The sequence below is a fragment of the Paraprevotella xylaniphila YIT 11841 genome, from assembly GCF_900683745.1.
In the GTDB taxonomy this organism is placed as follows: Bacteria; Bacteroidota; Bacteroidia; order Bacteroidales; family Bacteroidaceae; genus Paraprevotella; species Paraprevotella xylaniphila.
Window position 1 is genome coordinate 1,697,424 of record NZ_LR215980.1, and the last position, 23,344, is coordinate 1,720,767.

Annotated in this window: 19 protein-coding genes; 17 read left to right on the forward strand and 2 right to left on the reverse strand. The window is 50.3% G+C overall.

Features of this window, described 5'->3' with window-relative positions; translation table 11 throughout:
* Nucleotides 1-553: 553 nt before the first annotated feature.
* On the reverse strand, nucleotides 554-1,102 hold the full coding sequence (locus E0E47_RS07325; protein WP_008624807.1) for a hypothetical protein: 549 nt from the start codon (nucleotides 1,100-1,102) through the stop codon (nucleotides 554-556).
* Between the two features lie 73 nt (nucleotides 1,103-1,175).
* On the reverse strand, nucleotides 1,176-1,964 hold the full coding sequence (locus E0E47_RS07330; RefSeq protein ID WP_008624804.1) for a DUF5715 family protein: 789 nt from the start codon (nucleotides 1,962-1,964) through the stop codon (nucleotides 1,176-1,178).
* Nucleotides 1,965-2,082: 118 nt separating this feature from the next.
* Between E0E47_RS07330 and E0E47_RS07335 the strand changes: the two genes are divergently transcribed.
* The 17 genes from E0E47_RS07335 (at nucleotide 2,083) to E0E47_RS07415 (ending at nucleotide 23,341) form a co-directional block, all read left to right on the forward strand.
* Nucleotides 2,083-3,105 carry a PhoH family protein gene (locus E0E47_RS07335; protein WP_130893323.1) on the forward strand — a complete coding sequence of 341 codons (1,023 nt, stop codon included), beginning with the start codon at nucleotides 2,083-2,085 and terminating at the stop codon, nucleotides 3,103-3,105.
* Nucleotides 3,106-3,143: 38 nt separating this feature from the next.
* On the forward strand, nucleotides 3,144-4,091 hold the full coding sequence (locus E0E47_RS07340; protein ID WP_130893324.1) for a phosphoribosylaminoimidazolesuccinocarboxamide synthase: 948 nt from the start codon (nucleotides 3,144-3,146) through the stop codon (nucleotides 4,089-4,091).
* Nucleotides 4,092-4,101: 10 nt separating this feature from the next.
* A complete protein-coding gene (ubiE, locus tag E0E47_RS07345) occupies nucleotides 4,102-4,836 on the forward strand; it encodes a bifunctional demethylmenaquinone methyltransferase/2-methoxy-6-polyprenyl-1,4-benzoquinol methylase UbiE (protein WP_008624801.1) in 735 nt (244 codons plus the stop codon).
* Nucleotides 4,837-4,847: 11 nt separating this feature from the next.
* Entirely contained in the window at nucleotides 4,848-5,594 is a 747-nt protein-coding gene (locus tag E0E47_RS07350) for a shikimate dehydrogenase family protein (protein WP_130893325.1), read from the forward strand.
* A 4-nt stretch (nucleotides 5,595-5,598) separates the two neighbouring features.
* Nucleotides 5,599-6,600 carry an alpha/beta hydrolase gene (locus E0E47_RS07355; RefSeq protein ID WP_130893326.1) on the forward strand — a complete coding sequence of 334 codons (1,002 nt, stop codon included), beginning with the start codon at nucleotides 5,599-5,601 and terminating at the stop codon, nucleotides 6,598-6,600.
* Nucleotides 6,601-6,612: 12 nt separating this feature from the next.
* A complete protein-coding gene (locus tag E0E47_RS07360; protein ID WP_130893327.1) occupies nucleotides 6,613-7,539 on the forward strand; it encodes a TPM domain-containing protein in 927 nt (308 codons plus the stop codon).
* 67 nt (nucleotides 7,540-7,606) lie between these two features.
* Nucleotides 7,607-8,173: a LemA family protein gene (locus E0E47_RS07365; RefSeq protein ID WP_232038518.1), complete on the forward strand. Its 567-nt coding sequence runs from the start codon at nucleotides 7,607-7,609 to the stop codon at nucleotides 8,171-8,173.
* Nucleotides 8,174-8,205: 32 nt separating this feature from the next.
* Nucleotides 8,206-9,372 (forward strand): AIR synthase-related protein, encoded by a 1,167-nt coding sequence (locus tag E0E47_RS07370; protein WP_130893328.1) that lies wholly within the window; start codon nucleotides 8,206-8,208, stop codon nucleotides 9,370-9,372.
* A gap of 225 nt (nucleotides 9,373-9,597) precedes the next feature.
* Nucleotides 9,598-14,418, forward strand: coding sequence for an FG-GAP-like repeat-containing protein (locus E0E47_RS07375; protein WP_130893329.1), 4,821 nt, complete (start codon nucleotides 9,598-9,600; stop codon nucleotides 14,416-14,418).
* Nucleotides 14,419-14,578: 160 nt separating this feature from the next.
* Entirely contained in the window at nucleotides 14,579-15,499 is a 921-nt protein-coding gene (locus E0E47_RS07380) for an Rpn family recombination-promoting nuclease/putative transposase (RefSeq protein ID WP_130893330.1), read from the forward strand.
* Nucleotides 15,500-15,593: 94 nt separating this feature from the next.
* Nucleotides 15,594-16,706, forward strand: coding sequence for a peptide chain release factor 1 (prfA, locus tag E0E47_RS07385; RefSeq protein WP_130893331.1), 1,113 nt, complete (start codon nucleotides 15,594-15,596; stop codon nucleotides 16,704-16,706).
* A gap of 12 nt (nucleotides 16,707-16,718) precedes the next feature.
* Nucleotides 16,719-18,488, forward strand: coding sequence for a DUF4153 domain-containing protein (locus tag E0E47_RS07390; RefSeq protein WP_130893332.1), 1,770 nt, complete (start codon nucleotides 16,719-16,721; stop codon nucleotides 18,486-18,488).
* A 14-nt stretch (nucleotides 18,489-18,502) separates the two neighbouring features.
* Nucleotides 18,503-19,324, forward strand: a complete 822-nt coding sequence (pyrF, locus tag E0E47_RS07395; RefSeq protein WP_130893333.1) for an orotidine-5'-phosphate decarboxylase — start codon at nucleotides 18,503-18,505, stop codon at nucleotides 19,322-19,324.
* A 227-nt stretch (nucleotides 19,325-19,551) separates the two neighbouring features.
* Nucleotides 19,552-20,601 (forward strand): UDP-3-O-(3-hydroxymyristoyl)glucosamine N-acyltransferase, encoded by a 1,050-nt coding sequence (gene lpxD / locus E0E47_RS07400; protein ID WP_130893334.1) that lies wholly within the window; start codon nucleotides 19,552-19,554, stop codon nucleotides 20,599-20,601.
* Nucleotides 20,602-20,607: 6 nt separating this feature from the next.
* On the forward strand, nucleotides 20,608-21,993 hold the full coding sequence (locus E0E47_RS07405) for a bifunctional UDP-3-O-[3-hydroxymyristoyl] N-acetylglucosamine deacetylase/3-hydroxyacyl-ACP dehydratase (RefSeq protein WP_008621132.1): 1,386 nt from the start codon (nucleotides 20,608-20,610) through the stop codon (nucleotides 21,991-21,993).
* 10 nt (nucleotides 21,994-22,003) lie between these two features.
* Complete coding sequence (lpxA, locus tag E0E47_RS07410; protein WP_130893335.1) at nucleotides 22,004-22,777, forward strand: acyl-ACP--UDP-N-acetylglucosamine O-acyltransferase; 774 nt, start codon at nucleotides 22,004-22,006, stop codon at nucleotides 22,775-22,777.
* 15 nt (nucleotides 22,778-22,792) lie between these two features.
* Nucleotides 22,793-23,341: an IS1096 element passenger TnpR family protein gene (locus E0E47_RS07415; protein WP_130893336.1), complete on the forward strand. Its 549-nt coding sequence runs from the start codon at nucleotides 22,793-22,795 to the stop codon at nucleotides 23,339-23,341.
* The last annotated feature ends 3 nt before the right edge of the window (nucleotides 23,342-23,344 follow it).

The following is a 23,344-nucleotide window of genomic DNA, read 5'->3' on the forward strand; positions in this document are numbered from 1 at the left end:
GTTTTTACGGCAAAGTTAGGGGGCCGCACGGCGAAGGGTGCACGTTTGTGCACATTTCCGCACGGTTCCGCAGGTTTGTGCACGTTTACGTTCACCCCCATGCCTTCATTCCTCCATGCCTTTTCCCGGAAATGGACTTCATCTTTCAGGATACCACGTAACCCTTTCAAAGCAAGACGGATACATCCTGAACTTCCAATCCTTCATCTTTCAGCCCATGTCAGGCGCAAGACGGGCTGAATGCTGCTTTCCGTTTGGCGCACATCCGAAAATCATTCGGCTGAGATTGAAAAATCACTCGCCTGAGATTGATTTTCCGTTTGGCGCACAACGGTAGCAGCCAGTCAACTGAAGGAAGGCTGAAAGATGGGGATTCCATAATTCAGCTCATAAAGCACTATTCATCAAACCGTTATAGAGAATTCTGAAACATGAAACCTTTTTTGAGAAAATATACGGGAGTTTACAGAGGAACCCAAACACGAAAAAGGGAGATTTGCAACAGCAAATCTCCCTCCCCTTTTACCTTAAAATCAACCCTACCTAACTGGTATTACCAGTCGACATCCCTATCAAAATCATTTTGAGGAAAACCATTTAAGTTTCCGGGCGGACGAACTCCACCCCTTCCTATGCCTTGCCTACCCCCATTACGAACATTCATTTTTCTCACGGGAACAAAGATTTTCATCAACTGTTTGGCAGACATGGTTTTAGAAAAGACTTCATAGTACTTTTTATCCACTTCAAGCGTGTTGTACGCATTTACGATTTGCTGCGCCTTGCGGTCAAACTCCGTTTTTATGCGCTCTGCCGCTTCCTCCTCCGTCAACTCGGATTCTTTTTTCCCTCCCAAGCCTGCCGGAAATAGGGGTGTCTTGCGATGGGACATCAAATCCTGCTGATAATTTTTATAAGTAACCAGAAACTCCGAACGTGCATCTCCGTTCAAATCCAGTTCATCAGCTAATCTTTCCGCACGTTTTTCCATCATCTGCTCCCATCGCATGTCACCCTTGCGGTCTTTCCCGCCCTGTGCCATTGCCGTCCCCGAACCAACCAGACAGGCCGCACACATTCCCCATAGAACTATCTTTTTCATTGCACCTTATATATAATAGACAAATATTCTTCCTATTTATAAAGACACATCCAAACGAAAAAGGTTTAACGCATTATCTCACCGTAATATGAAAACAGCCCTGTTTTACTTCATATTTTACATAACATAACTCTTGTTCACGCAAATCACGCAACACCTCCGACAAGACCCACTTCAGCGAATCGTTTCTTACCGGACGCCGTTCCGGCCTGTCGGGATGACTCACCGTATTATAGCGATTATAACAAATGTCAAACGTCGTTCCGAAACGATGGCAACTCTCTTCGGAGGCATTGCAATTAAAACGTCGCAACCTCCGCACATCGTTCTCCGTACGCAAGACGGAAGTTACAATTAACGTATGTAGCGGAATGTCTTTGATAGCTAAAGAATCCAGAAAGTTCCGGCTGATTTTTTGCAGAAGGTCACTGGCCCGAGGCACCAGATAAGGGATGGAATAAGACATCTGCTTGTCCATCGTGTAATAAGGATTGCTGCCCACATAGACCAGTTCATCTTTCCTCATCTCCGCTTCTTCCCGATCCTCCACCGGAGAAACGCCCCATTTCCGGGCCGCCACGATATGTACATCCTGCAAGTCGGGAAACGTACGTCCAAACCCTGGTACACTATAGATCTTACTCTTCAATGGCCGACCGTCCGCTTCTTTGAAAACCGGTATGGAATAAGGTGTATGCAACCCCGTTTTCCTGACAACCTCAATAGACTCCTTTTTCGAATCAGGAACGACGGCCTGCACTGAAGAATCAAGCGGAACAGATGAAACACCAACCGTTTCACCCACCACCGCCGGATTGACACAGCGCACCACGCCCAACACACAGACGGTCACCCCCGCCATTCCCCAAAATATTTCTCTCTTGAGTTTTCTCAACGTTTTCTTTATTTTGCAGCACAAAGATACGGAAAACGTGGCGAATTCAAAACTTAATGCTTAAATTTGCGGCAAAATTAAGCGAATGATAGAAAAGCATATCGTATTGGAAGACGTGGATCCCGTTATTTTCTACGGGGTAAACAACACCAACATACAAATGATCAAGGCGCTCTATCCCAAATTGCGCATCGTGGCCCGCGGCAATATCATCAAAGTAATGGGCGACGAAGAGGAAATGTGTGCTTTTGAAGAAAACATCATGGCCATCGAACAGCACTGTGTAAAATACAACAGCCTGAAAGAGGAAGACATATTGGCCATCATCAAAGGCAAAAAGACCCCGAAAGAAAGTGCAGAAGGCGTCATTGTATACAGCGTCAACGGCAAACCTATCACCGCCCGTAGCGAGAACCAGCAAAAATTGGTCAAAGCATACGAAAACAACGATATGATTTTTGCCATCGGACCTGCCGGTTCGGGCAAGACCTACACCAGCATCGCATTAGCGGTAAGGGCTTTAAAGAACAAAGAAATACGCAAAATCATCTTGAGCCGTCCCGCTGTGGAAGCCGGTGAAAAACTGGGTTTCCTGCCGGGTGACATGAAAGACAAGATAGACCCTTACCTGCAACCGCTTTATGATGCCTTGCAGGACATGATTCCTACCATGAAGTTACAGGAAATGATGGAACAAAACGTCATTCAGATCGCTCCCTTGGCTTTCATGCGCGGCCGCACCCTCAATGACGCGGTGGTCATATTGGACGAAGCACAGAACACGACTACGGCACAAATCAAGATGTTCCTGACGCGTATGGGAATGAACACCAAAATGATTGTTACCGGAGACATGACGCAAATAGACCTTCCACCATCCCAACGTTCAGGATTGGCCGAAGCCACGTCCATACTGAAAGGCGTGGAGGGTATCGCTTTTATAGAAATGGACAAAAAAGACATCGTGCGCCACAAATTAGTGACCCGCATCGTGGAAGCTTACGAAAAGCATGACAGGAAGGTCTCCGCACATAAGCGCAGTACCGAAAAACCACAATCCGAAGAATCATTCGTCATCACAGATTTGACGGGTTGGGGCGACAACTAAGCACAAACAGAACTTCAACTTCAAAAAGAAAAACAGATATGAAAGCTTTAACTCACACTGATTTTAACTTTCCGGGACAGCAAAGCGTATATCACGGAAAAGTACGCGACGTGTACAACATCAACGACGAACTGATGGTCATGGTAGCCACCGACCGTATTTCGGCATTCGACGTGATTCTGCCCAAAGGAATCCCTTTCAAAGGCCAAGTGCTGAACCAGATTGCAGCTACTTTCCTTGATGCCACAAGCGACATCGTACCCAACTGGAAACTGGCCACTCCGGACCCGATGGTGACCGTGGGACTGAAATGCGAAGGCTTCCGCGTGGAAATGATTATCCGCGGGTATTTGACCGGCTCGGCATGGCGCGAATACCAGAATGGTTGCCGTGAACTCTGCGGCGTGAAGTTGCCCGAAGGCATGAAAGAAAACCAGAAGTTCCCCACCCCGATCATCACTCCTACCACGAAAGCCGATGCCGGGCACGATGAAAACATATCTAAGGAAGAAATCATCGCCCAAGGGCTCGTGAGCAAGGAAGACTACGAACTTATGGAGAAATATACCTACGCCCTATTCGCCCGCGGCACGGAAATGGCTGCGGAAAAGGGACTGATATTGGTGGATACCAAGTATGAGTTCGGCAAGAAAGACGGCAAAGTCTATCTCATCGACGAAATCCATACGCCCGACTCTAGCCGTTACTTTTACGCAGACGGATACCAGGAAAAGTTTGAAAAAGGCGAACCCCAGAAGCAACTTTCCAAGGAATTCGTACGCCAATGGCTCATCGACCACAACTTCATGGGCAAGGAAGACCAGCAAGTGCCGGAAATGACGGACGAATACGTAAACAGCGTGTCAGACCGCTATATCGAGCTGTACGAGCATATCGTGGGACAGAAGTTCAACAAGGCCGACGACCATGACGATTTGGCCGCACGCATCGAAAAGAACGTCACCGAATATTTGAACCAGAAATAAGGCACGACAGGTGTACGAACAAGAAAAGATAAAGCCCTACAAGGACGAAGGCCATAAGCGTGAACAAGTGGAGCGCATGTTCGACCGCATCGCCCATTCTTACGATCGGTTGAACCATTTCCTTTCATGGGGCATCGACAAGAGTTGGCGGCGCACAGCCGTCGACTCTTTGTCGCCCTTTCACCCCCGCCGAATCTTAGATGTTGCTACGGGGACAGGCGATTTTGCCATTTTGTCTGCCCGGAGGCTTTTTCCGCAATCCATCACGGGAGTAGACATTTCCGAGGGCATGATGCAAATAGGACGGCAAAAAGTGGAAGCGTTGCATTTGGACGGAATCATCCGCTTTCAACATGAGGACTGTGAAGCGTTGTCTTTTGCCGACGACACGTTCGATGCCGTGACCGTGGCCTATGGCGTACGCAACTTCGAACATCTGGACCAGGGACTACGGGAAATGTGCAGGGTATTGAAACCAGGCGGACATCTGTTAATCATTGAACTGAGTTCTCCCCACCGTTTCCCCATGAAACAACTTTTCTCTGTTTACGCCAAAATCGTCATGCCGCTGATTGGCCGGTTGGTTTCCAAGGACCATAGTGCCTACTCTTACCTGCCGGCCACGATGGCCGCTTTCCCTCAAGGAGAGGTCATGCAGGGCATACTTCGGAAAGCCGGTTTCGGCGACGTGCGTTTCAAACGTTTCACTTTCGGCATCAGCACGATGTATCTTGCCACCAAATAAGCATTCACATCATGGATAAATACGGTTTAGTCGGCTATCCTTTAGGACATTCGTTCTCGCGTGACTTTTTCAATGAAAAGTTCAAGAACGAAGGGATTGATGCCGAATATGTCAATTTTGAGATTCCCTCTATCGAACGCTTTCCGGAAATCATCACAGAAAACGCAAATCTGTGCGGACTCAACGTGACCATCCCCTACAAAGAAAAAATCATTCCTTACATGGACGAGTTGAGCGAGGAAGCCCGCCATATCGGGGCTGTCAACGTCGTACGAATCGGGATGCGGAAAGGGAAAACGCATCTGAAAGGTTTCAACTCGGATGTCATCGGATTCACCCGCTCGATAGAACCGTTATTGGAACCGATACACCGGAAAGCCTTGATATTAGGTACAGGAGGGGCTTCTAAAGCTGTACGCTACGGACTTCACCGCTTGGGCATCGAAACCCGCTTTGTCAGCCGTAACCCGAAAGAGGATTCGTTGACATACCCGCAACTCACACCGGAAATCATGGACGAATACAAAGTGATTGTAAACTGTACCCCGGTGGGGATGTATCCTCATACGGAAGAGTGCCCGGCACTCCCTTATGCAGCCGTCGGACGCAACCACCTACTGTACGATTTGGTTTACAATCCGGAAGAGACCCTCTTTCTCAGAAAAGGACGGGAACAAGGTGCCATCACCAAAAACGGTTTGGAGATGCTGATTCTCCAAGCATACGCCGGATGGGAATTCTGGCACAGCGAAGACTGACGACATGCACAAGGAAAAGAACAAGTTCAAACGGATCTTCTGGACCGTGCTCACCTTATTAGTACTCACACTGACGGGGAGCACGCTATACCTGCAATGGTACGCGTTGGAGGCCGGTGGCAACGAACGGGGAAAGAATCTCGAAATGTCATACGCTTTCATGTATGAGCACTACCCTTTCCTTTCGCACTGGGTAGACAGCCTGCAACGGGAAAACGCCTTGCGGGATACGTTTATCCTTGCCGAAGACGGAGTAAGGCTGCACGCCCTTTACCTTTATGCAGACACCCTGACGGCTCATACAGCCGTAGCCGTGCACGGTTATACCGACAATGCCGTGCGTATGCTGCACATCGCTTACTTATACAATCACGACCTGCATTACAACGTATTGCTCCCCGACCTCCGCTTTGCCGGACAGAGCGAAGGCGACCACATCCAAATGGGATGGAAAGACCGCCTTGATGTGTTACGCTGGATGGAAGTGGCCAACGAACTGTTTGCCCCGGAAGGTTCCCAGACCCGCATGGTGGTACACGGCATCTCCATGGGAGCGGCTACGACCCTATGCGTGAGCGGCGAACCCCAACCGCCTTTCGTGAACTGCTTTGTGGAAGACTGCGGTTATACCAGCGTGTGGGATGAATACGCAGGAGAACTGAAAAACCAGTTCGGCCTGCCCGCTTTTCCCTTGCTCCATCTGGCCAGTTGGGCTACACGCCTGCGTTACGGATGGGATTTCCGGGAAGCCTCGCCACTGGAACAAGTAAAAAAATGCCGGCTTCCCATGTTGTTCATTCACGGTACGGAAGACACGTTCGTACCGACTTGGATGGGTGACAGCCTGTATGCCGCCAAGAAGGGCATCAAAGAGCTATGGCACGTGGAAGGCGCGACACATGCCGATTCTTATCTAAAATATGCTAAAGAATATACAGAAATCGTCAAAAGTTTCGTCGAACGATATAATATTCCAAAAGATATGAATAACTTGCCAAACCAGTAAACAAAGTGTGTCATGAAGAAAGCTTTTTGCCTGTTCCTCTTATTCCTTGTATGCCGGAGCGCACAACTCCTGTATGCCGGCACGTATACGGTGGACAACCTGCCTATGGTTTATTTGCAGGACAAGACCAAGCACGTGGTCAATCCCGATGGAATCCTTTCCGCACAGGCCGTACAACAAATGGACAGCCTGCTATATCGGTTGGAAACGGAGAAGGGCGTACAGTCCGTGGTAGCCGTAGTGGAGCGTATCGAAGGAGGGGAATGCTATGATTTCGCCATTACACTGGGTAACAAACTCGGGGTGGGCAACCGGCAAAACACGGGTCTCATCATCTTGCTTTCCACGCAAGACCGCTGTTACCAGATATTGACCGGCGAAGGGTTGGAGGGCACGCTGCCTGATGCCATCTGCCGCCGGATAGAAAATCGGCGAATGGTGCCTTACCTGAAAACAGGAGACTGGGATACCGCCATGCTGCAAACAGTGTCTGCCGTCTGCCGTGTAATCCACGGGGATGACAGTCTGCTCCACGACGATTCGGGGCAACCGACCGGTACAAAGGGATATGGCTTGATGTGGCTCGCCTTGGCCATTGTCACGGGCGGGTTCCTGATTTCCATTTATTCCAACCGCAAACGGAACACATGTCCCCGATGCGGACATAGCCCCATGCACCGCACGAATTCCCAAGTCCGGGTTGACCGGTTCCAAGGCATAGAACATCACACGGTCTATTACCGCTGCCCGAAATGCGGGCATACCGTATCCCGTTCCCATGACGAACCGTTCGACAACGGCACCGGCTTTGGAGGTTTCCCTCCCGTGGCAGGACCTTTCCATCGCGGATTCGGAGGCGGAGGTTTCGGAGGTGGTTTCAGCGGCGGAAGCTTCGGGGGAGGCAGTTTCGGAGGCGGAGGAGCCGGTGGAAAGTTCTGACCGACACACAGATTTCGAATCAAACACCTATTTATATATAAGGAAAACAATGAAAACAAAGAAATGGATGACCGCCGCCATAGCCATGGTGTGCATGGTTCTTTTGAACAGCTGTTCATACAACAAGATGGTAGAGAAAGACGAAGCTGTGTCTACGGCATGGAGTAACGTGGAAACGCAATACCAACGCCGGGCTGACCTGATTCCGAACCTGGTGAGTACCGTAAAAGGCTATGCCACGCACGAAAGCAGCACGTTGGAAGCCGTAGTAGCCGCCCGTAGCAAAGCTACGCAAATCACCGTGGACCCGGCGAACCTGACCGCAGAAAAGTTGGCCGAATATCAGAAAGCCCAAGGTGCCGTGAGCTCCGCCCTCGGAAAACTGTTGGCCGTAACAGAAAACTATCCGCAACTCCGTGCCAACGAGAATTTCTCGGAACTGCAAGCCCAATTGGAAGGAACGGAAAACCGCATCACCGAAGCCCGTAAACGTTACAACGAAGCCGTACAAGACTACAACGTCCTGATACGTAAATTCCCCAACAACTTATTTGCCGGAATGTTCGGATTCAGCAAAAAGGAAAAGTTCGAGGCATCCTCCGGTGCATCGGAAGCCCCGAAAGTAGAGTTTTAATGACAGACAATCATTCAAAAACATATAGTGATATGAGTAACCAACGTTACATGATGCGCGGCGTGTCGGCAGCCAAAGAGGACGTACACAACGCCATCAAGAACATCGATAAGGGTATCTTCCCGCAGGCATTCTGCAAGATTATCCCCGACATTCTGGGCGGTGACCCGGAATACTGCAACATCATGCACGCCGACGGAGCCGGCACGAAATCTTCGTTGGCCTACGCGTACTGGAAAGAAACGGGCGACTTGTCCGTATGGAAAGGCATTGCGCAAGACGCGCTCATCATGAACACGGACGATTTGCTTTGTGTGGGTGCCGTAGACAACATCTTGGTGTCGTCCACTATCGGACGTAACAAAATGCTCATCCCGGGCGAAGTCATCAGTGCCATCATCAACGGTACGGACGAACTGCTGTCCGAGATGCGCAAGATGGGTATCGGCATCTATGCCACAGGCGGCGAGACAGCCGACGTGGGCGACTTGGTGCGCACCATCATCGTGGATTCCACCGTGACATGCCGCATGAAACGTAGCGACGTCATCGACAACGCCAATATCCGTCCGGGAGATGTCATCGTGGGACTGAGCAGTTGCGGACAGGCCACCTACGAGAAGGAATACAACGGCGGCATGGGCAGCAACGGGCTGACCAGTGCACGCCACGACGTGTTTGCCAAGTATTTGGCCGAAAAATATCCCGAAACCTACGACAAGTCCGTTCCGGAAGAGTTGGTCTACAGCGGCAGTTACCGGCTGACCGACCCGGTGGAGGGTGCCCCAGTCAATGCTGGCAAGCTCGTCCTGTCCCCCACCCGTACATACGCTCCGGTGGTGAAGAAGATGCTAGACGAGATGCGTGCGGACATCCACGGCATGGTACACTGCACAGGCGGTGCGCAGACCAAGGTGCTCCACTTCGTAGGTGAGAATTGCAGGGTGGTCAAAGACAACATGTTCCCCGTACCTCCCTTGTTCAAGGCGATTGCCAAGGAAAGCGGTACGGACTGGAGTGAAATGTACAAGGTGTTCAACATGGGGCATCGCCTCGAAGTCTACCTAGCTCCCGAACATGCCGGACAAGTCATCGCCATAGCCAAGAGTTTCAACATCGACGCGCAAATCGTCGGACACATCGAAGAAGGGCCGCGTTCACTGACCATCAAGAGTGAATTCGGCGAATTCAACTACTAAGGAAGGGGAGCTTCATTTCCTTTTCCCTCCTGCCTTATCCGGACAAGCCACCTGCTTGCCCGGATTTTTTTGTTCAATGCGTAAAAAACTGGATTCATTCCGTACAAAATACTGTTTACGTATTGAACTACATGTTTTTATCCCTTAATTTTGAACCACTGCGAAAACAGCAGAAAAACGCACATCTGAAAGGAACAGTTCGATAAAACATAAAAACCAACCATTATGAGAACGACTACTTTATTCACCCTTGCCACATGCCTGGCATTTACAGGCATACGCCCCATCGCGGGACAAGAACTTACGCCTCTGGATAGAACCCCGCCTACCCTGAAGAGCATGTATTATGATGTGAACGGGGACGGAAAGATGGAATATCTCGGCACAGAAAACAACAAGGAACGCTTCACTGCATGGTTTGCCTTGGACGGCACGGTGGTAGAGCGCGTGGCAGACGACGTGCTTACCATCGACCATCTCCTCGAACTGAACGGGGACGGCAAACCGGACTTCATCGCTTCCGACGGAAACGACACGAAGATGTACCTGAGCCAACCCGACGGAAGCTACAAAGCCACAAGCTGCCCCTCCTTAGGCAGCCAACTCACCCAAGCAGACCTCAACCGGGACGGACGCATGGACTTGGTATTCTTTAAACGGATACAAAGTTGGCCAACCCTCTACGCCCCGTATATCCTGTTGCAGACAGCGGACGGATTCCAAGAAAAGCCTCTCCCTATCGTCACGGATGCCGACGAGTTGGAAGGCATGGACTACAGTAGCGGAGGAAGCGGCATGTTCCGCGTGGACAACACCATATTCAGTGGGGCATGGATTCCCGAACGCGGCACGTCTTACGCCCAGGAAAGCGACCGCATGCAAGCCTTGGATTTGAACGCCGACGGCTACCCCGACCTCTTCTCACCCAACGGCGCGGGCTTCATCTCACTGCCGGACGGACGTTACTACACAGCTTCCATGGGCACGTCGGTCACTGCCTGCGAGGTGAACAGCGATGGCCTGACGGATTACGTGCTCTTCGATGCAAACACGGGCGACGTGAACCTGATGCGCAGTACACCGTCAGGGTATGAGACGGAACGACTCACCAACAACTCCAACCTCACGGATGTGCAGGTTTGCGACCTGGACGGTGACGGCCATCAAGACCTTCTACTCACCATAGACAAAACCAAACAAACCACCTACGCCTTCATCATCTTCCTGCGCAACCAAGGCGACGGCACGTTCAAGAAGTCGGAGCAGGGCATGGAAGGCGAATACACCTTTCACGAGGTCGCATATCTTGACGGAAAACCGGGGCTGACGGCTGTGAAAGAAGTCACGAACACCCAAGGCTACTTACAATATGACTTCTATTTGTTCCAATGGGACGCGAACTTCAACCTGAACGGGACCATGCTTCTCCCCGAAGGTTACATGTTGTCCAACAAAGAAAATCCTTTCATAACCGACTTGAATGGCGATGGAAAACCCGATTTCCTCATCACCCCCAACAATATGGAACATTATCTCTACACTCTGGAAAACGCTCAACCTGCCACAGTGGCCGCCCCGGAAGCCCCGACCTGTGCCGTGGACGCGACCACCGGACTGATTCGGGTGGAATGGAAAGCACCTTCGCAAGAACCGGGACTCACGTATGAAGTCCGAGTAGGCACAGCCCCGGGACGTGGCGACATCGTGCAGGCGCAATCCAATGCCGACGGAAGCCGCCGCACGTTCGCCAATGGTAATGCAGGCTCCGCCACCTACCTGATGCTTAATGCCGGGACGTGGCCGGAAGGCACTTACCATATTGCCGTACAGGCCATCAGTCCGGACGGCATCGGCAGCGCGTGGAGCAAAGAGACCTCGTTTGAAAACCATCTGGTCAGCCCGGCCTTCACGGCTTCGGTCAACGAGTTGAGCACAGCGGACACCTTGCATATCGCACCAATTTACGCCCGTGAAGGCGCGAACTACCAATACAACCTGCAACCCGACGGACGCATCGTCAGCCAAAACGCAGATGGGTCGGCCGACATCTCGTTCGAGAGTTTCGGACAGAAAACCGTTACCCTCTCGCTCGACGGGCACACGTTTACGCAGGGCGTACAGGTAGTCCCGTTCCGCACGGAAACCAACGAAGACGGCTACAGCGGCAATGTGTTCGACCTCAACCAGGACGGATGGGCGGAAGGATTCTCTGAAAGGTTCTACACCAACACGCAAGGTACGTTCAAGGAACTGATGAAGTCGTTCAACACCGACTTGAACATCAGCCACGGCGGCTATGTGGTCGACTTCAACCGGGACGGACGGCCCGATATCTACAGCAACTACCTGAAAGTAAGCGACCAACAAAAAAGATTCTTGCTGAATGACGGCGACATGGACTTCCATGCCTACGAAGGGGAGATTTGCCTCAACACGTCCAACAGCCAGATAGGACAATATAATTACCTTACACCCATCGGTGACATGGACAACGACGGACGCGTGGACTTCATAGAGAACACCCTGATGTACAAAAATACCGCAAACGGCGTGTGGGAAGAGAAAAAGCTATACAGCGGTGAGGAATACATCGAGCCTGTCGCCGTGGCTGACTTCAACCGCGACGGTTATTTGGACATCGTGGCTGCATACCGTTGGGACCGGGGTACCCCCATCTATCGTCAACGACTCTACCTGAACCAAGGCGATTGGAAGTTTGAGGCACACGAGCTACCCACACAAAGCAGTTCGCTCACTCTTGTCGGCATCGCTGACGTGAACGGCGACGGACGACCCGACCTGATTTATAAGGATTCTAAGGAAAAGATGTTTTATGCCAACCTCTGCGATGCGGAACTCGATTTTACGGAACGCACTCCCCTGCCGGGGGAACCGACCGTGGATCTGAACCACGACGGCCTGCCCGAATATGTGTCGGCCACCAACCCTGACAGCCTCATTTTCCAAGACAAAGACGGGACACTGACCTACATGGAGAATATCGTATCCGGTTTGTCACTCGAACTCATCCCCGGCAACATCGGTTCGTCAACGCCTTCCGGTTCTTATCTCGACGTAGACGGCGATGGCACGCCCGACTACGATGCCAACCTCCGCATCCGTTCTTCGTTCAAGAACACCGCGCCCACCGTGCCGCAAAACGTCTACGCCAGCCAAACGACGGACGGCCTGACGATATATTGGGACGGGGCGACGGACAAGGAAACACCCTCGCACAGCCTGCGTTACAACCTGAGCGTAAAGAAGAAAGGCGCATCGGGCGAAGGGGCTTACGTCATCTCACCCCTGAACCTGACCGACAACAAGGCACAGACGGGCGAACCGGGCTATGTGCATTACCGCACGGCCACGCGCTTCACCATCCCCACCACGGCCCTGGAAGCCGGACAGACGTATGAAATACAAGTGCAGGCGGTGGACGCATGGAATGCCCACTCGGACTTCTCGCCCGTCTACGAGTACACGGCGCAGGCCGTATCGCTCCTGAGCCTGCCGGGCAAAGGACGCGTAAGCTGGCCCATCCCGTTCGAGACTACCATCTTGGGCAGTCCGCAAATCGACACCGACGGAGGCGTGATAGACGGGAACACCATCAAATGGAGCACATCCGGACTGAAGACCGTCACCCTGACCGTGGACGACATCGTGAGCCGCGCACAAATCGAAATCCTCGACCTGCCGGGCATGGCCATCGACCTGCCACAGCAAGTCCTGGCCGGCACTCCCGTACAGGCTACCCTGCCGGAACACTTGCTCTCATCCGAGGTCGCCTTTGAAGTCCTGCGCGACGAAGGCGTGGCATTCATCCACGAAGAGGGACAGGCCGAAGCCACGTTCATCTTCCCGGAAAGGGACGGTTCCTACGACCTGAACGTGAAAGCAACAGACGACGTGTTCGGCGAAATATACCAGAACACCCAGGTGGAAGTGACAGGCAGCGGCTTTGTGCCCGTCATCGGACAAATAGGCACCGACGAGGCTACCGGATGCAACCGTATCAGTTGGAGCATCCCCACGGAACTGCCTGCGCCCCTGCAACCGGGGACGGTACGCATCTACCGCGAGACGGCCGTGAGCGACCGTTACGAACTGTTGGGCGAAGTCCCGCTGACGGACGGAAGCTATGTGGACGAGACCTCTACTCCGGCCTTGCTCTCGCAGCGTTACTTCATCACGATGGCCACGAACTACGGCGGCGAGAGCCGGAGCAGCGCGGTACATGCCAACGCCCACCTGATGGTGAACCGCGCCATGGGGCACGACATCAACCTGAGCTGGACCCCATACGAAGGACGCGACGTGATGCAATACGTGATATTGAGCGGCCCGTCGCCCGAGCGGCTCACCGAACTGGCCGCCGTGTCCGGCCATACCCTGAGCTACACCCACGCGCGGACTTCGGACGAAGCCACATACTACGCCTTGGCCGTACGCTTCGACGTGCCGCAGAAACGGGCTTCGGCGGATGATGCCCGCAACCGGTCCAACGTGGTTTGCTCTGCCGATGCCTTTGACGTCACCATGGCCCAGAGCGTGGTCATCACTTCGCAAGAAGCAGAATTGAAATTAGACCAAGAACAACCGCAACTGCACCTGCAAGCGGTCGTACTGCCGATGAGCACCACGCTCAAACGCGTACAATGGAGCGTCGTGGAGGGTGAAACGTTGGCCACCGTCGCACAAGACGGCACCGTAAGCCTGAAAGACAATGCCACGGGCGGCCAAGTGACGGTGGAAGCCGCAGCCACAGACGGTTCCGGCATCCGCGAAACCGTAACCTTCACCGCAGCCCCCTACACCGATATCGTCCCGGTGGAGGCCGAAGAGGTACGCATCTACGCGACCGGCGGCATCATCCGCATCGAAGGCATACGCTCCGCCACGACCTTGCGCCTTTACAACCTGCAAGGCACGTTGCTCCACCAGAGCGAAGCCTCAGGAGACACGCAAATTTCGACTTCCGGCCTCCGGGGCGTCTACATCCTGCAAGCCGGACGCAAGACACAAAAACTGATGTTACGATAAACCCATGTTTCGGAAGAGAGGGGGCAGTCCGGTTTACGGGCGTTTGCCCCCTCTCGTTTTTTATCCTCCACCCGCAAGGAGTTGACAAAAAGACCAACATCCCCTTGGTTTTCAATTCTTTTTTGTAACTTTGCCTTGATTACTGTCAAAAGCGAAAAATATGGCAAGATTCATCAATCCCTTTACCGATGTCGGTTTTAAGCGCATCTTCGGGCAAGCCATCCACAAAGAATTGTTGATAGACTTCTTGAACGACTTGTTAGTAGGAGAAAAGCGGATAACGGACATCACATTCTTGGACAAAGAGCTGTTGCCGGACTTTTCCGGCGACCGGGGTGTCATCTATGACATATATTGTACGAATGAGGACGGTGAACAGTTCATCGTGGAAATGCAAAACCGTGAACAGACCTTTTTCCGTGAACGGGCTTTGTACTACCTCTCGCAGGCCATCGCCCGGCAAGGGGAACGGGGTGCCGAATGGAAATTCAACCTGAAAGCCGTGTATGGCATCTTCTTCATGAATTTCCACCTGTCCCACTCACCCGGCAAATTCCGCACGGACATCGTCTTGTCCGACCGGGATACGAACGAAGTGTTCTCCGACAAGCTCCGTTTCATTTTCCTGCAGCTCCCCTGCTTCACCAAGGAAGAAGATGAATGCCAAACTGATTTTGAACGTTGGATTTATGTACTGAAAAATATGGAAACATTTCAAAGACTCCCATTCAAAGCCCGTAAATCGGTGTTTGAAAAACTGGAACAAATCGTAGACATCGCTTCGCTCAGCAAAGAGGACCGCATGAAATATGACGAAAGCATCAAAGTGTACCGCGACCACCTTGCCGTGCTCGACTTCGCCAAGCAAGAAGGATTGGAACTGGGAATGCGGCAAGGAATGGTTAAAGGAATAGAACAAGGAATGGCCAAAGGAATAGCCAAAGGTATCGAACAAGGTAAAAACGAAGGGGAAATGAATGAACGCCTTAAGAATGCACGACGCATGAAAACCAAAGGATACCCCACCGATGATATTGCCGACATCACCGGACTGAGCGCGGAAGAAATCAATTCGTTATAAAATCCTTTTCGGCTTCGTCCTCCCATTATATTGTCGCGGCCTTTTACGTCCTTTCATTTTTTCTCCGTATCTTTGCAGCCGGAAACTTGATATTATGGCAGAAAACAATTCTATATTAGACAAATTGGAGGGGCTGGTAAGCCGCTACGAGGAGGTGGGCACTTTGATTACCGACCCGAATGTGATCAGCGACCAAAAACGCTACGTAAAGCTGACTAAAGAATATAAGGACTTGGGCGATATCATGAAAGCCCGCAAAGAATATATGGACAGCCTGCAAACGTTGCAAGACGCCAAGGAAATGCTAGCCATCGAAGACGACCCGGAAATGAAGGAGATGGCGCGCGAAGAAATGGCGGCCGCTGAAAAACATATCCCCGAAACGGAGGAACGCATCAAGTTGCTCCTCGTCCCGGCCGACCCGGAAGACGACAAAAATGTCATTATGGAGATACGGGGAGGAACGGGAGGAGACGAAGCCGCACTGTTCGCAGGCGACTTGTTCCGCATGTACACCAAATACTGCGAAATGAAAGGTTGGAAGATAGCTATCTCTAGCTTTACGGAAGGAGCTGCGGGCGGCTTTAAAGAAATCATCTTCAGCGTAACGGGAGAAAAGGTGTACGGCACGCTGAAATACGAATCGGGCGTACATCGCGTACAACGCGTACCGGCTACGGAAACACAAGGCCGTGTACATACTTCGGCCGCAACGGTGGCCGTACTGCCCGAAGCCCAAGAATTCGACGTGGAAATCAACGAGGGCGAAATCAAATGGGACACTTTCCGCTCCAGCGGCGCAGGCGGACAGAACGTGAACAAGGTGGAATCCGGCGTACGTGCACGTTATCTGTGGAAAAACCCCAATACGGGAGAGACCGAGGAAATCCTGATAGAATGTACTGAAACGCGTGACCAACCCAAGAACAAGGAAAGAGCTTTGGCACGCCTGCGCACGTTCATCTACGACAAAGAACACCAGAAATATATCGACGACATTGCCAACCGAAGGAAGACAATGGTGTCCACCGGTGACCGTTCGGCCAAAATCCGTACGTACAACTATCCGCAAAGCCGTATCACCGACCACCGCATCGGCTATAACATGCAGAACCTGCCTTCGTTCATGGACGGCAATATCCAAGACTGCATCGACCAACTGACCGTGGCGGAAAATGCCGAACGGATGAAAGAAAGCGAACTCTAAACGGTAAAGGACATGAAAAAGTTTTTCACCCGGCAGATTATCATAAAAAGCGTCGAGCAATGCTTGAAACGTTTTCCGGTCACGGTCGGCTTTACAGTATCGCTCGCTGTTTTCTTATTAGTAGTATGCTGGGGGAAAGACGAGTTGTTCACGGAACGTCAGACTTTCACCATTAATTATTATCTGACTGTAGGAAGTTTGCTCTCTCTCTCCCTTCGCCTATGGGGAGAGGAAGTGAAACGTAAACGTATCGTATACATCGCCAACGCGCTACTCCATTTGCTCCTATTAGCGGACGCCGGATACTTGTACCTATTGCCGGAAGACTTTCCTTTCTTGGAAACAGGACTTGCCCACGGTTCCGCCCTGACGGCTTTGGGATTAAGTATCTTCACACTTCCTTTTTTCCGTGAAAAAGACGATATTCCCTCATGGAATTTCACCCTACAACTGGTATCCCATGCCGTTACTTCATGGATAATCGGCGGTATCATGTGCGGCGGCCTCTGCCTGCTGACAGCATCCTTCTCCGGCTTATTCGGTTGGGAAGTAAATAGTAACTTCTATACCACATGGCTCATTGTGTTTTGCCTGACCTTACCCTCATTGCTGTTTTTAGGGCAAATCCCGGCCGGAGAAGCCAAACACGACCGTACCGGTTATACTTCTGCATACCTCAGCAAAGTGATTCGCTATCTGTTCCTTCCGTTATTGGGATGTTACTTATTGGTACTTTATGTCTACGCATTGAAGATTCTCGTCCAATGGCAATTACCGAACGGATGGGTTTCCTGGTTAGTCATCGCACTGACTGCGGGTTGCATCGGAGTAGAATTCTGCATGTACCCTTCTCTCCGCCAGGGACTTTCACGTTTTGAGCAACGTGTGGCGCGTGGGTTGCCCATCGCCATCCTGCCCCTGTTAGTACTGATGACTATCGGCATCGCCAGACGACTCAACGATTACGGCATCACGCTCAACCGCCTGTATCTTCTGACTCTGAACATCTGGTTTTACATAGTCTGTATCGGCTTATTCGTTCTACGGGCACAGCGCATTCAATGGATTGCCGTGTCGTTTGCCGGCATCTTTCTGCTCACATCCGTACTTCCGGTAAATTATGCCCGGCTCACCCACCGTTACATGTTCCAGGCCTTATCAATCCAAATCCAAACATCATATAAAGGGGAACTCCCCATGGACGAAGAGCAATATCTGGACTGGCTAGCATCGCTTCCGCAGGAAACAGCCCGGCTCACTAACAGCCGTCTCAAAATACTGGATTATACTTTCAAAGACAAAGAAATCCATCGTCTTGTCGCTCCCGACATCAATTATTGGGGAGCGGAGAAATGTATTAAAGAAAACTCCGAAGCGCATTTCAGCCAAAAGAAAAATGGTACGGAAGTCATAGCAAAAGGAACATACCTCCATTTTGAGGCATCATCGCCATCTTCTGTCAAAATGGAATTAAACACCGGATATTCGGAACTGGTCGCATATCATAAGAGCGAAGACTCCATCCCTTGCAAATATTGGAAAGAAGAAGTCATGCCTATAGAACTTACCGACGGGCATCAAGTGATAGACACGATATACGTCCACCCGTCCGACATCCGAAAATGGAGTGCCATGGATACGATTCCTCCACAAAAGTTCACCGGCAGGCAAAAAGACAATCTTTTTATCCTCACCGACTTCTCACTATCCGGATATGCAGGAGACAAGAACCTGAACTTTATTTATTCCGGTTATTATTTTATTCAAAAGAAAACGAACTAAAAAACATATACGACATGAACAAACAAGAGCTTTTTGAGAACATCAAACGGAAAGAATCTTTCCTGTGTGTAGGATTGGACACTGACATTCAAAAAATCCCCTCGCACCTGCTAAAGGAAGAAGACCCCGTTTTCGCCTTCAACAAAGCCATCATCGACGCCACCGCACCTTATTGTATCGCTTACAAGCCTAACCTGGCATTTTATGAAAGCATGGGCGTAAAAGGTTGGCTCGCATTTGAAAAGACGATTCAATACCTGAACAAGAACTACCCCGACCAGTTCATCATCGCGGATGCCAAACGGGGAGATATCGGTAATACCTCGGCAATGTATGCCCGTACTTTCTTTAAGGAAATGCAACTCGATGCCCTGACGGTAGCTCCTTATATGGGCGAAGACAGCGTAACCCCGTTTTTAGGTTATGAAAACAAATGGGTCATTCTTCTGGCTCTGACCAGCAACAAAGGCTCGCATGATTTCCAGTTGACGACTGACGCTGAAGGCGAACGTCTGTTTGAAAAGGTCCTGCGGAAAAGCCAAGAATGGGGCAACGACCAAAACATGATGTACGTAGTGGGTGCCACCCAAGGACGCATGTTTGAAGACATCCGCAAAATCGTCCCCAACCACTTCCTGCTCGTGCCGGGCATCGGTGCACAAGGAGGCTCATTGGAAGAAGTCTGCCAATACGGCTTGAACAGCACTTGCGGCTTGATTGTCAACAGCAGCCGGGCCATCATTTATGCCGATTCCACAGAAAGCTTCGCTGTCGTAGCCGGTGAAAAGGCACGTGAAGTGCAACAAAAAATGGCAGTGCAATTAAAAAAGTTATAAGCACAGAGTCATCATGTTATTATTTGACAGCCGTCTGGGAATCCAAATACCGGACGGCTGACTTTTATAAGCCCCATCCATATTTATATATCCTTTACTATACATCTTGGCTACGGGGAAAGGTGGCTTAAATCGGGCTTGCCGTTTATTTTATTATCTCAAAATATGGTGTAATTCGATTTTTTTTGCGAAATTTGCAAAATTAGTAATGACAATAACTAAAGACCATGGAATTTACCGCTAAGCAGATAGCAGAATTCATACAGGGTTCAGTTGAGGGAAATGAAAACGCATCGGTACATACTTTTGCCAAAATAGAGGAAGGTGTACCGGGAGCCATATCGTTTCTGTCCAATCCTAAATACACTCATTATCTCTATGACACACAGTCCAGTATTGTATTGGTGGACCGGAATCTTGAATTAGAAAAAGAAACCCAAGCCACGCTGATTCGTGTGGACAATGCATACGAGGCCGTAGCCAAATTATTGGCTTTGTATGAGATGAGCAAGCCCAAGAAAAAAGGCATTGATTCATTGGCATATATCGCACCTACGGCTCAAATCGACGGAGACTGTTACATTGCCCCTTTTGCTTATATCGGTGAAAACGTGCATATCGGTAAAGGTACACAAATATATCCCCATACCACCGTGTACGATAATGCTTCGGTGGGCGAAGACTGTGTACTGTATTCCAATGTTTCGGTATATCACGATTGTAAAATCGGCAATCGGGTCATTTTGCATGCGGGCTGCGTAATCGGTGCGGACGGCTTCGGTTTTGCACCGACCGAGAACGGCTATGACAAAATTCCGCAAATCGGAATCGTAACCATAGAAGACGACGTGGAAATCGGTGCCAATACTTGTGTGGACCGTTCTACAATGGGATCCACGTTCGTACGCCGAGGAGTCAAGTTGGATAATCTGGTCCAAATTGCCCATAACGTAGAAGTCGGGGAAAATACGGTGATGTCAGCCCAAGTAGGCGTGGCCGGTTCTACTAAAATCGGGAAATGGTGCATGTTCGGCGGCCAAGTGGGTATCGCAGGGCATGCGGTCATCGGTGATGAAGTCAAATCCGGTGCCCAAGCCGGTATTGCCGGGAGCATACGCAAGGGACACGTTACCGTACAAGGTTCTCCTGCCATCGAAGCTAAAAATTTTGCACGTTCAAGTGTTGTGTACAAAAAACTGCCTGAGATGTATGCGGATGTGAACCATTTGAAAAAAGAAATAGAAGAATTAAAAGAAATACTGAATAAGAAGAAATAAAGAGCTATGCTGAAACAGAAAACATTGCAAGGAAGTTTTTCTTTGTGCGGCAAAGGATTGCATACAGGTCTGAATCTGACCGTTACATTCAATCCTGCTCCCGAAAACCACGGATATAAAATACAACGAATCGACCTGGACGGACGTCCCATTATTGACGCCGTAGCCGAAAATGTGGTAGAAACCACACGCGGCACCGTCTTGGGACGAGGAGAAGCCCGTTGCAGTACAGTAGAACATGCCTTAGCTGCTTTATACGCCATGGGAGTGGACAATTGCCTTTTGCAAGTCAACGGCCCTGAAGTTCCCATTCTGGATGGAAGCGCGGAAATTTACGTGGAGAACATCAAACGTGTAGGCATAGCCGAACAGAACGCAGTCAAAGACTACTATATCATCCGTAAAAAGTTAGAAGTCAAAGACGAGGAAACCGGTTCTTGCATTACAATCCTACCGGATGAACAGTTCAGCATCACGGCGATGATTTCATTCAATTCCAAAGTGCTTTCCAGCCAATTTGCCACTTTGGACAACATGGAGAATTTCGAATCTGAAATCGCCCCGAGCCGTACTTTCGTTTTCGTTCGTGAAGTAGAACAACTGATGGCTGCCGGTCTCATCAAAGGCGGAGACTTGGACAACGCGATCGTGATTTATGAGAATGAGATGTCTCAAGAAAAGTTGGACAAATTGGCCGACAGTATCGGAGTTCCCCATCATGATGCCACAGAAAAAGGATATTTGAACCACAAGCCTCTGGTATGGGAAAACGAACCGGCACGCCACAAATTGCTTGACATTATCGGTGACATGGCACTGATTGGCAAGCCCATCAAAGGGCGTATCATCGCTACCCGTCCCGGACATACCATCAATAACAAGTTTGCCCGCTTGATCCGCAAAGAAATTCGGGCGCATGAAATACAGGCTCCGGGGTACGACTGTAACGAACCGCCGGTAATGGATGTCAATCGTATCCGCGAACTTCTCCCCCACCGTTATCCCATGCAACTTGTGGATAAAGTTATAGAACTCGGACCTACGACCATCGTGGCTGTTAAAAACGTAACAAGCAACGAACCGTTCTTTACCGGACATTTTCCACAGGAACCGGTCATGCCCGGTGTGCTGCAAATCGAAGCCATGGCTCAAGCAGGCGGTCTTTTAGTGTTGAATTCGGTAGATGAACCGGAACGTTGGAGCACCTACTTCTTACGCATAGACCAAGTGAAATTCCGCCAAAAAGTGGTTCCGGGGGACACACTCCTTTTTAAAGTAGAACTGTTGGCTCCGGTACGTCATGGCATTTCGTCCATGCGTGGTTATGTGTTTGTGGGAGAAAGCATTGTGACCGAAGCTACGTTTACTGCACAAATCGTAAAAAACAAGTAAGATAGAATTTATGAGCAAAATAAGTCCTTTGGCTTTCATAGATCCGGAAGCTAAAATCGGTGAAAATTGCGAAATAGGCCCGTTTTGTTTCATTGACAAAAACGTGGAAATAGGCGACAATAACGTGTTGATGAACAGTGTAAGCGTACTATACGGAGCACGCATCGGCAACGGCAATGTCATTTTTCCGGGAGCTGTCATCAGTGCCGTGCCTCAAGATTTGAAATTCCGGGGAGAAGAAACCACAGCCGAAGTCGGTGACAATAACAAAATCCGTGAGAACGTAACAATCAACCGTGGTACGGCGGCAAAAGGAAAAACCTGCGTAGGCAGTGGTAATTTGCTGATGGAAAGCGTACATGTAGCCCACGATGCTTTCGTAGGAAACGATTGTATCATCGGCAACGGTACCAAACTGGCCGGTGAAATCATCATCGACGACCACGCCATCATCAGTGCCAACGTACTGATGCACCAATTCTGCCGTGTGGGTGGATATACGATGGTAGGCGGAGGTACACGTTTCAGCCAAGACATTCCACCTTATACTATATGTGCACGCGAGCCGGTTGCCTATTGCGGTCTGAATCTTGTCGGATTACGACGGAGAGGCTTTAGCAACGAACTGATAGAAAACATACATAATGCTTACCGCATTATTTACCAGGGGGGCGTACCTTTGAACGAAGCCTTGCAAAAAGTACAGGAAGAAGTGCCTGCCAGTCCGGAAATAGACTATATCATCGAGTTCATCGAAAACTCCAAAAGAGGATTTGTCCACTAAATATCATAAAAAGCCATGGTATACCGTTTTACCATTATCTCTAATGAAGTAGAAGATTTTATCAGAGAAATCAAAATAGATGCCGAGGCCACTTTTTACGACCTGCATCAGGCCATATTGTCTTCGTGCCACTATGCAGACAATGTGCCTACTTCTTTTTTCATCTGTAACCAAGAGTGGGAACAAGAACAGGAGATTCTGTTGGAAGACATGGGCACAAGCCGCTCGGACGAAGACCTGTATTTGATGAAAAAGACACGGCTCAACGAGCTGTTGGAAGACGAAAAACAACGTATGGTCTATGTTTTCGACCCGTTAGACAACCGTATGTTTTTCATTGAGCTGACTGAAATTAGTTTCAGAAAGACGCAGGAACAGCCGGTATGTAGCCGAAGCCATGGCGAAGCTCCGCAACAATCCATGGGTTTGGAAGAGTTCCTGAATAAGGAGACCACCAAACCCTCGGAAGATTTAAACGAAGATTTCTACGGAAGCGAGAGCTTCGACACAGAAGAATTCGACCCGGAAGGATTCGAGATCAGCGAAGGTAACCCTTATCATTGATTC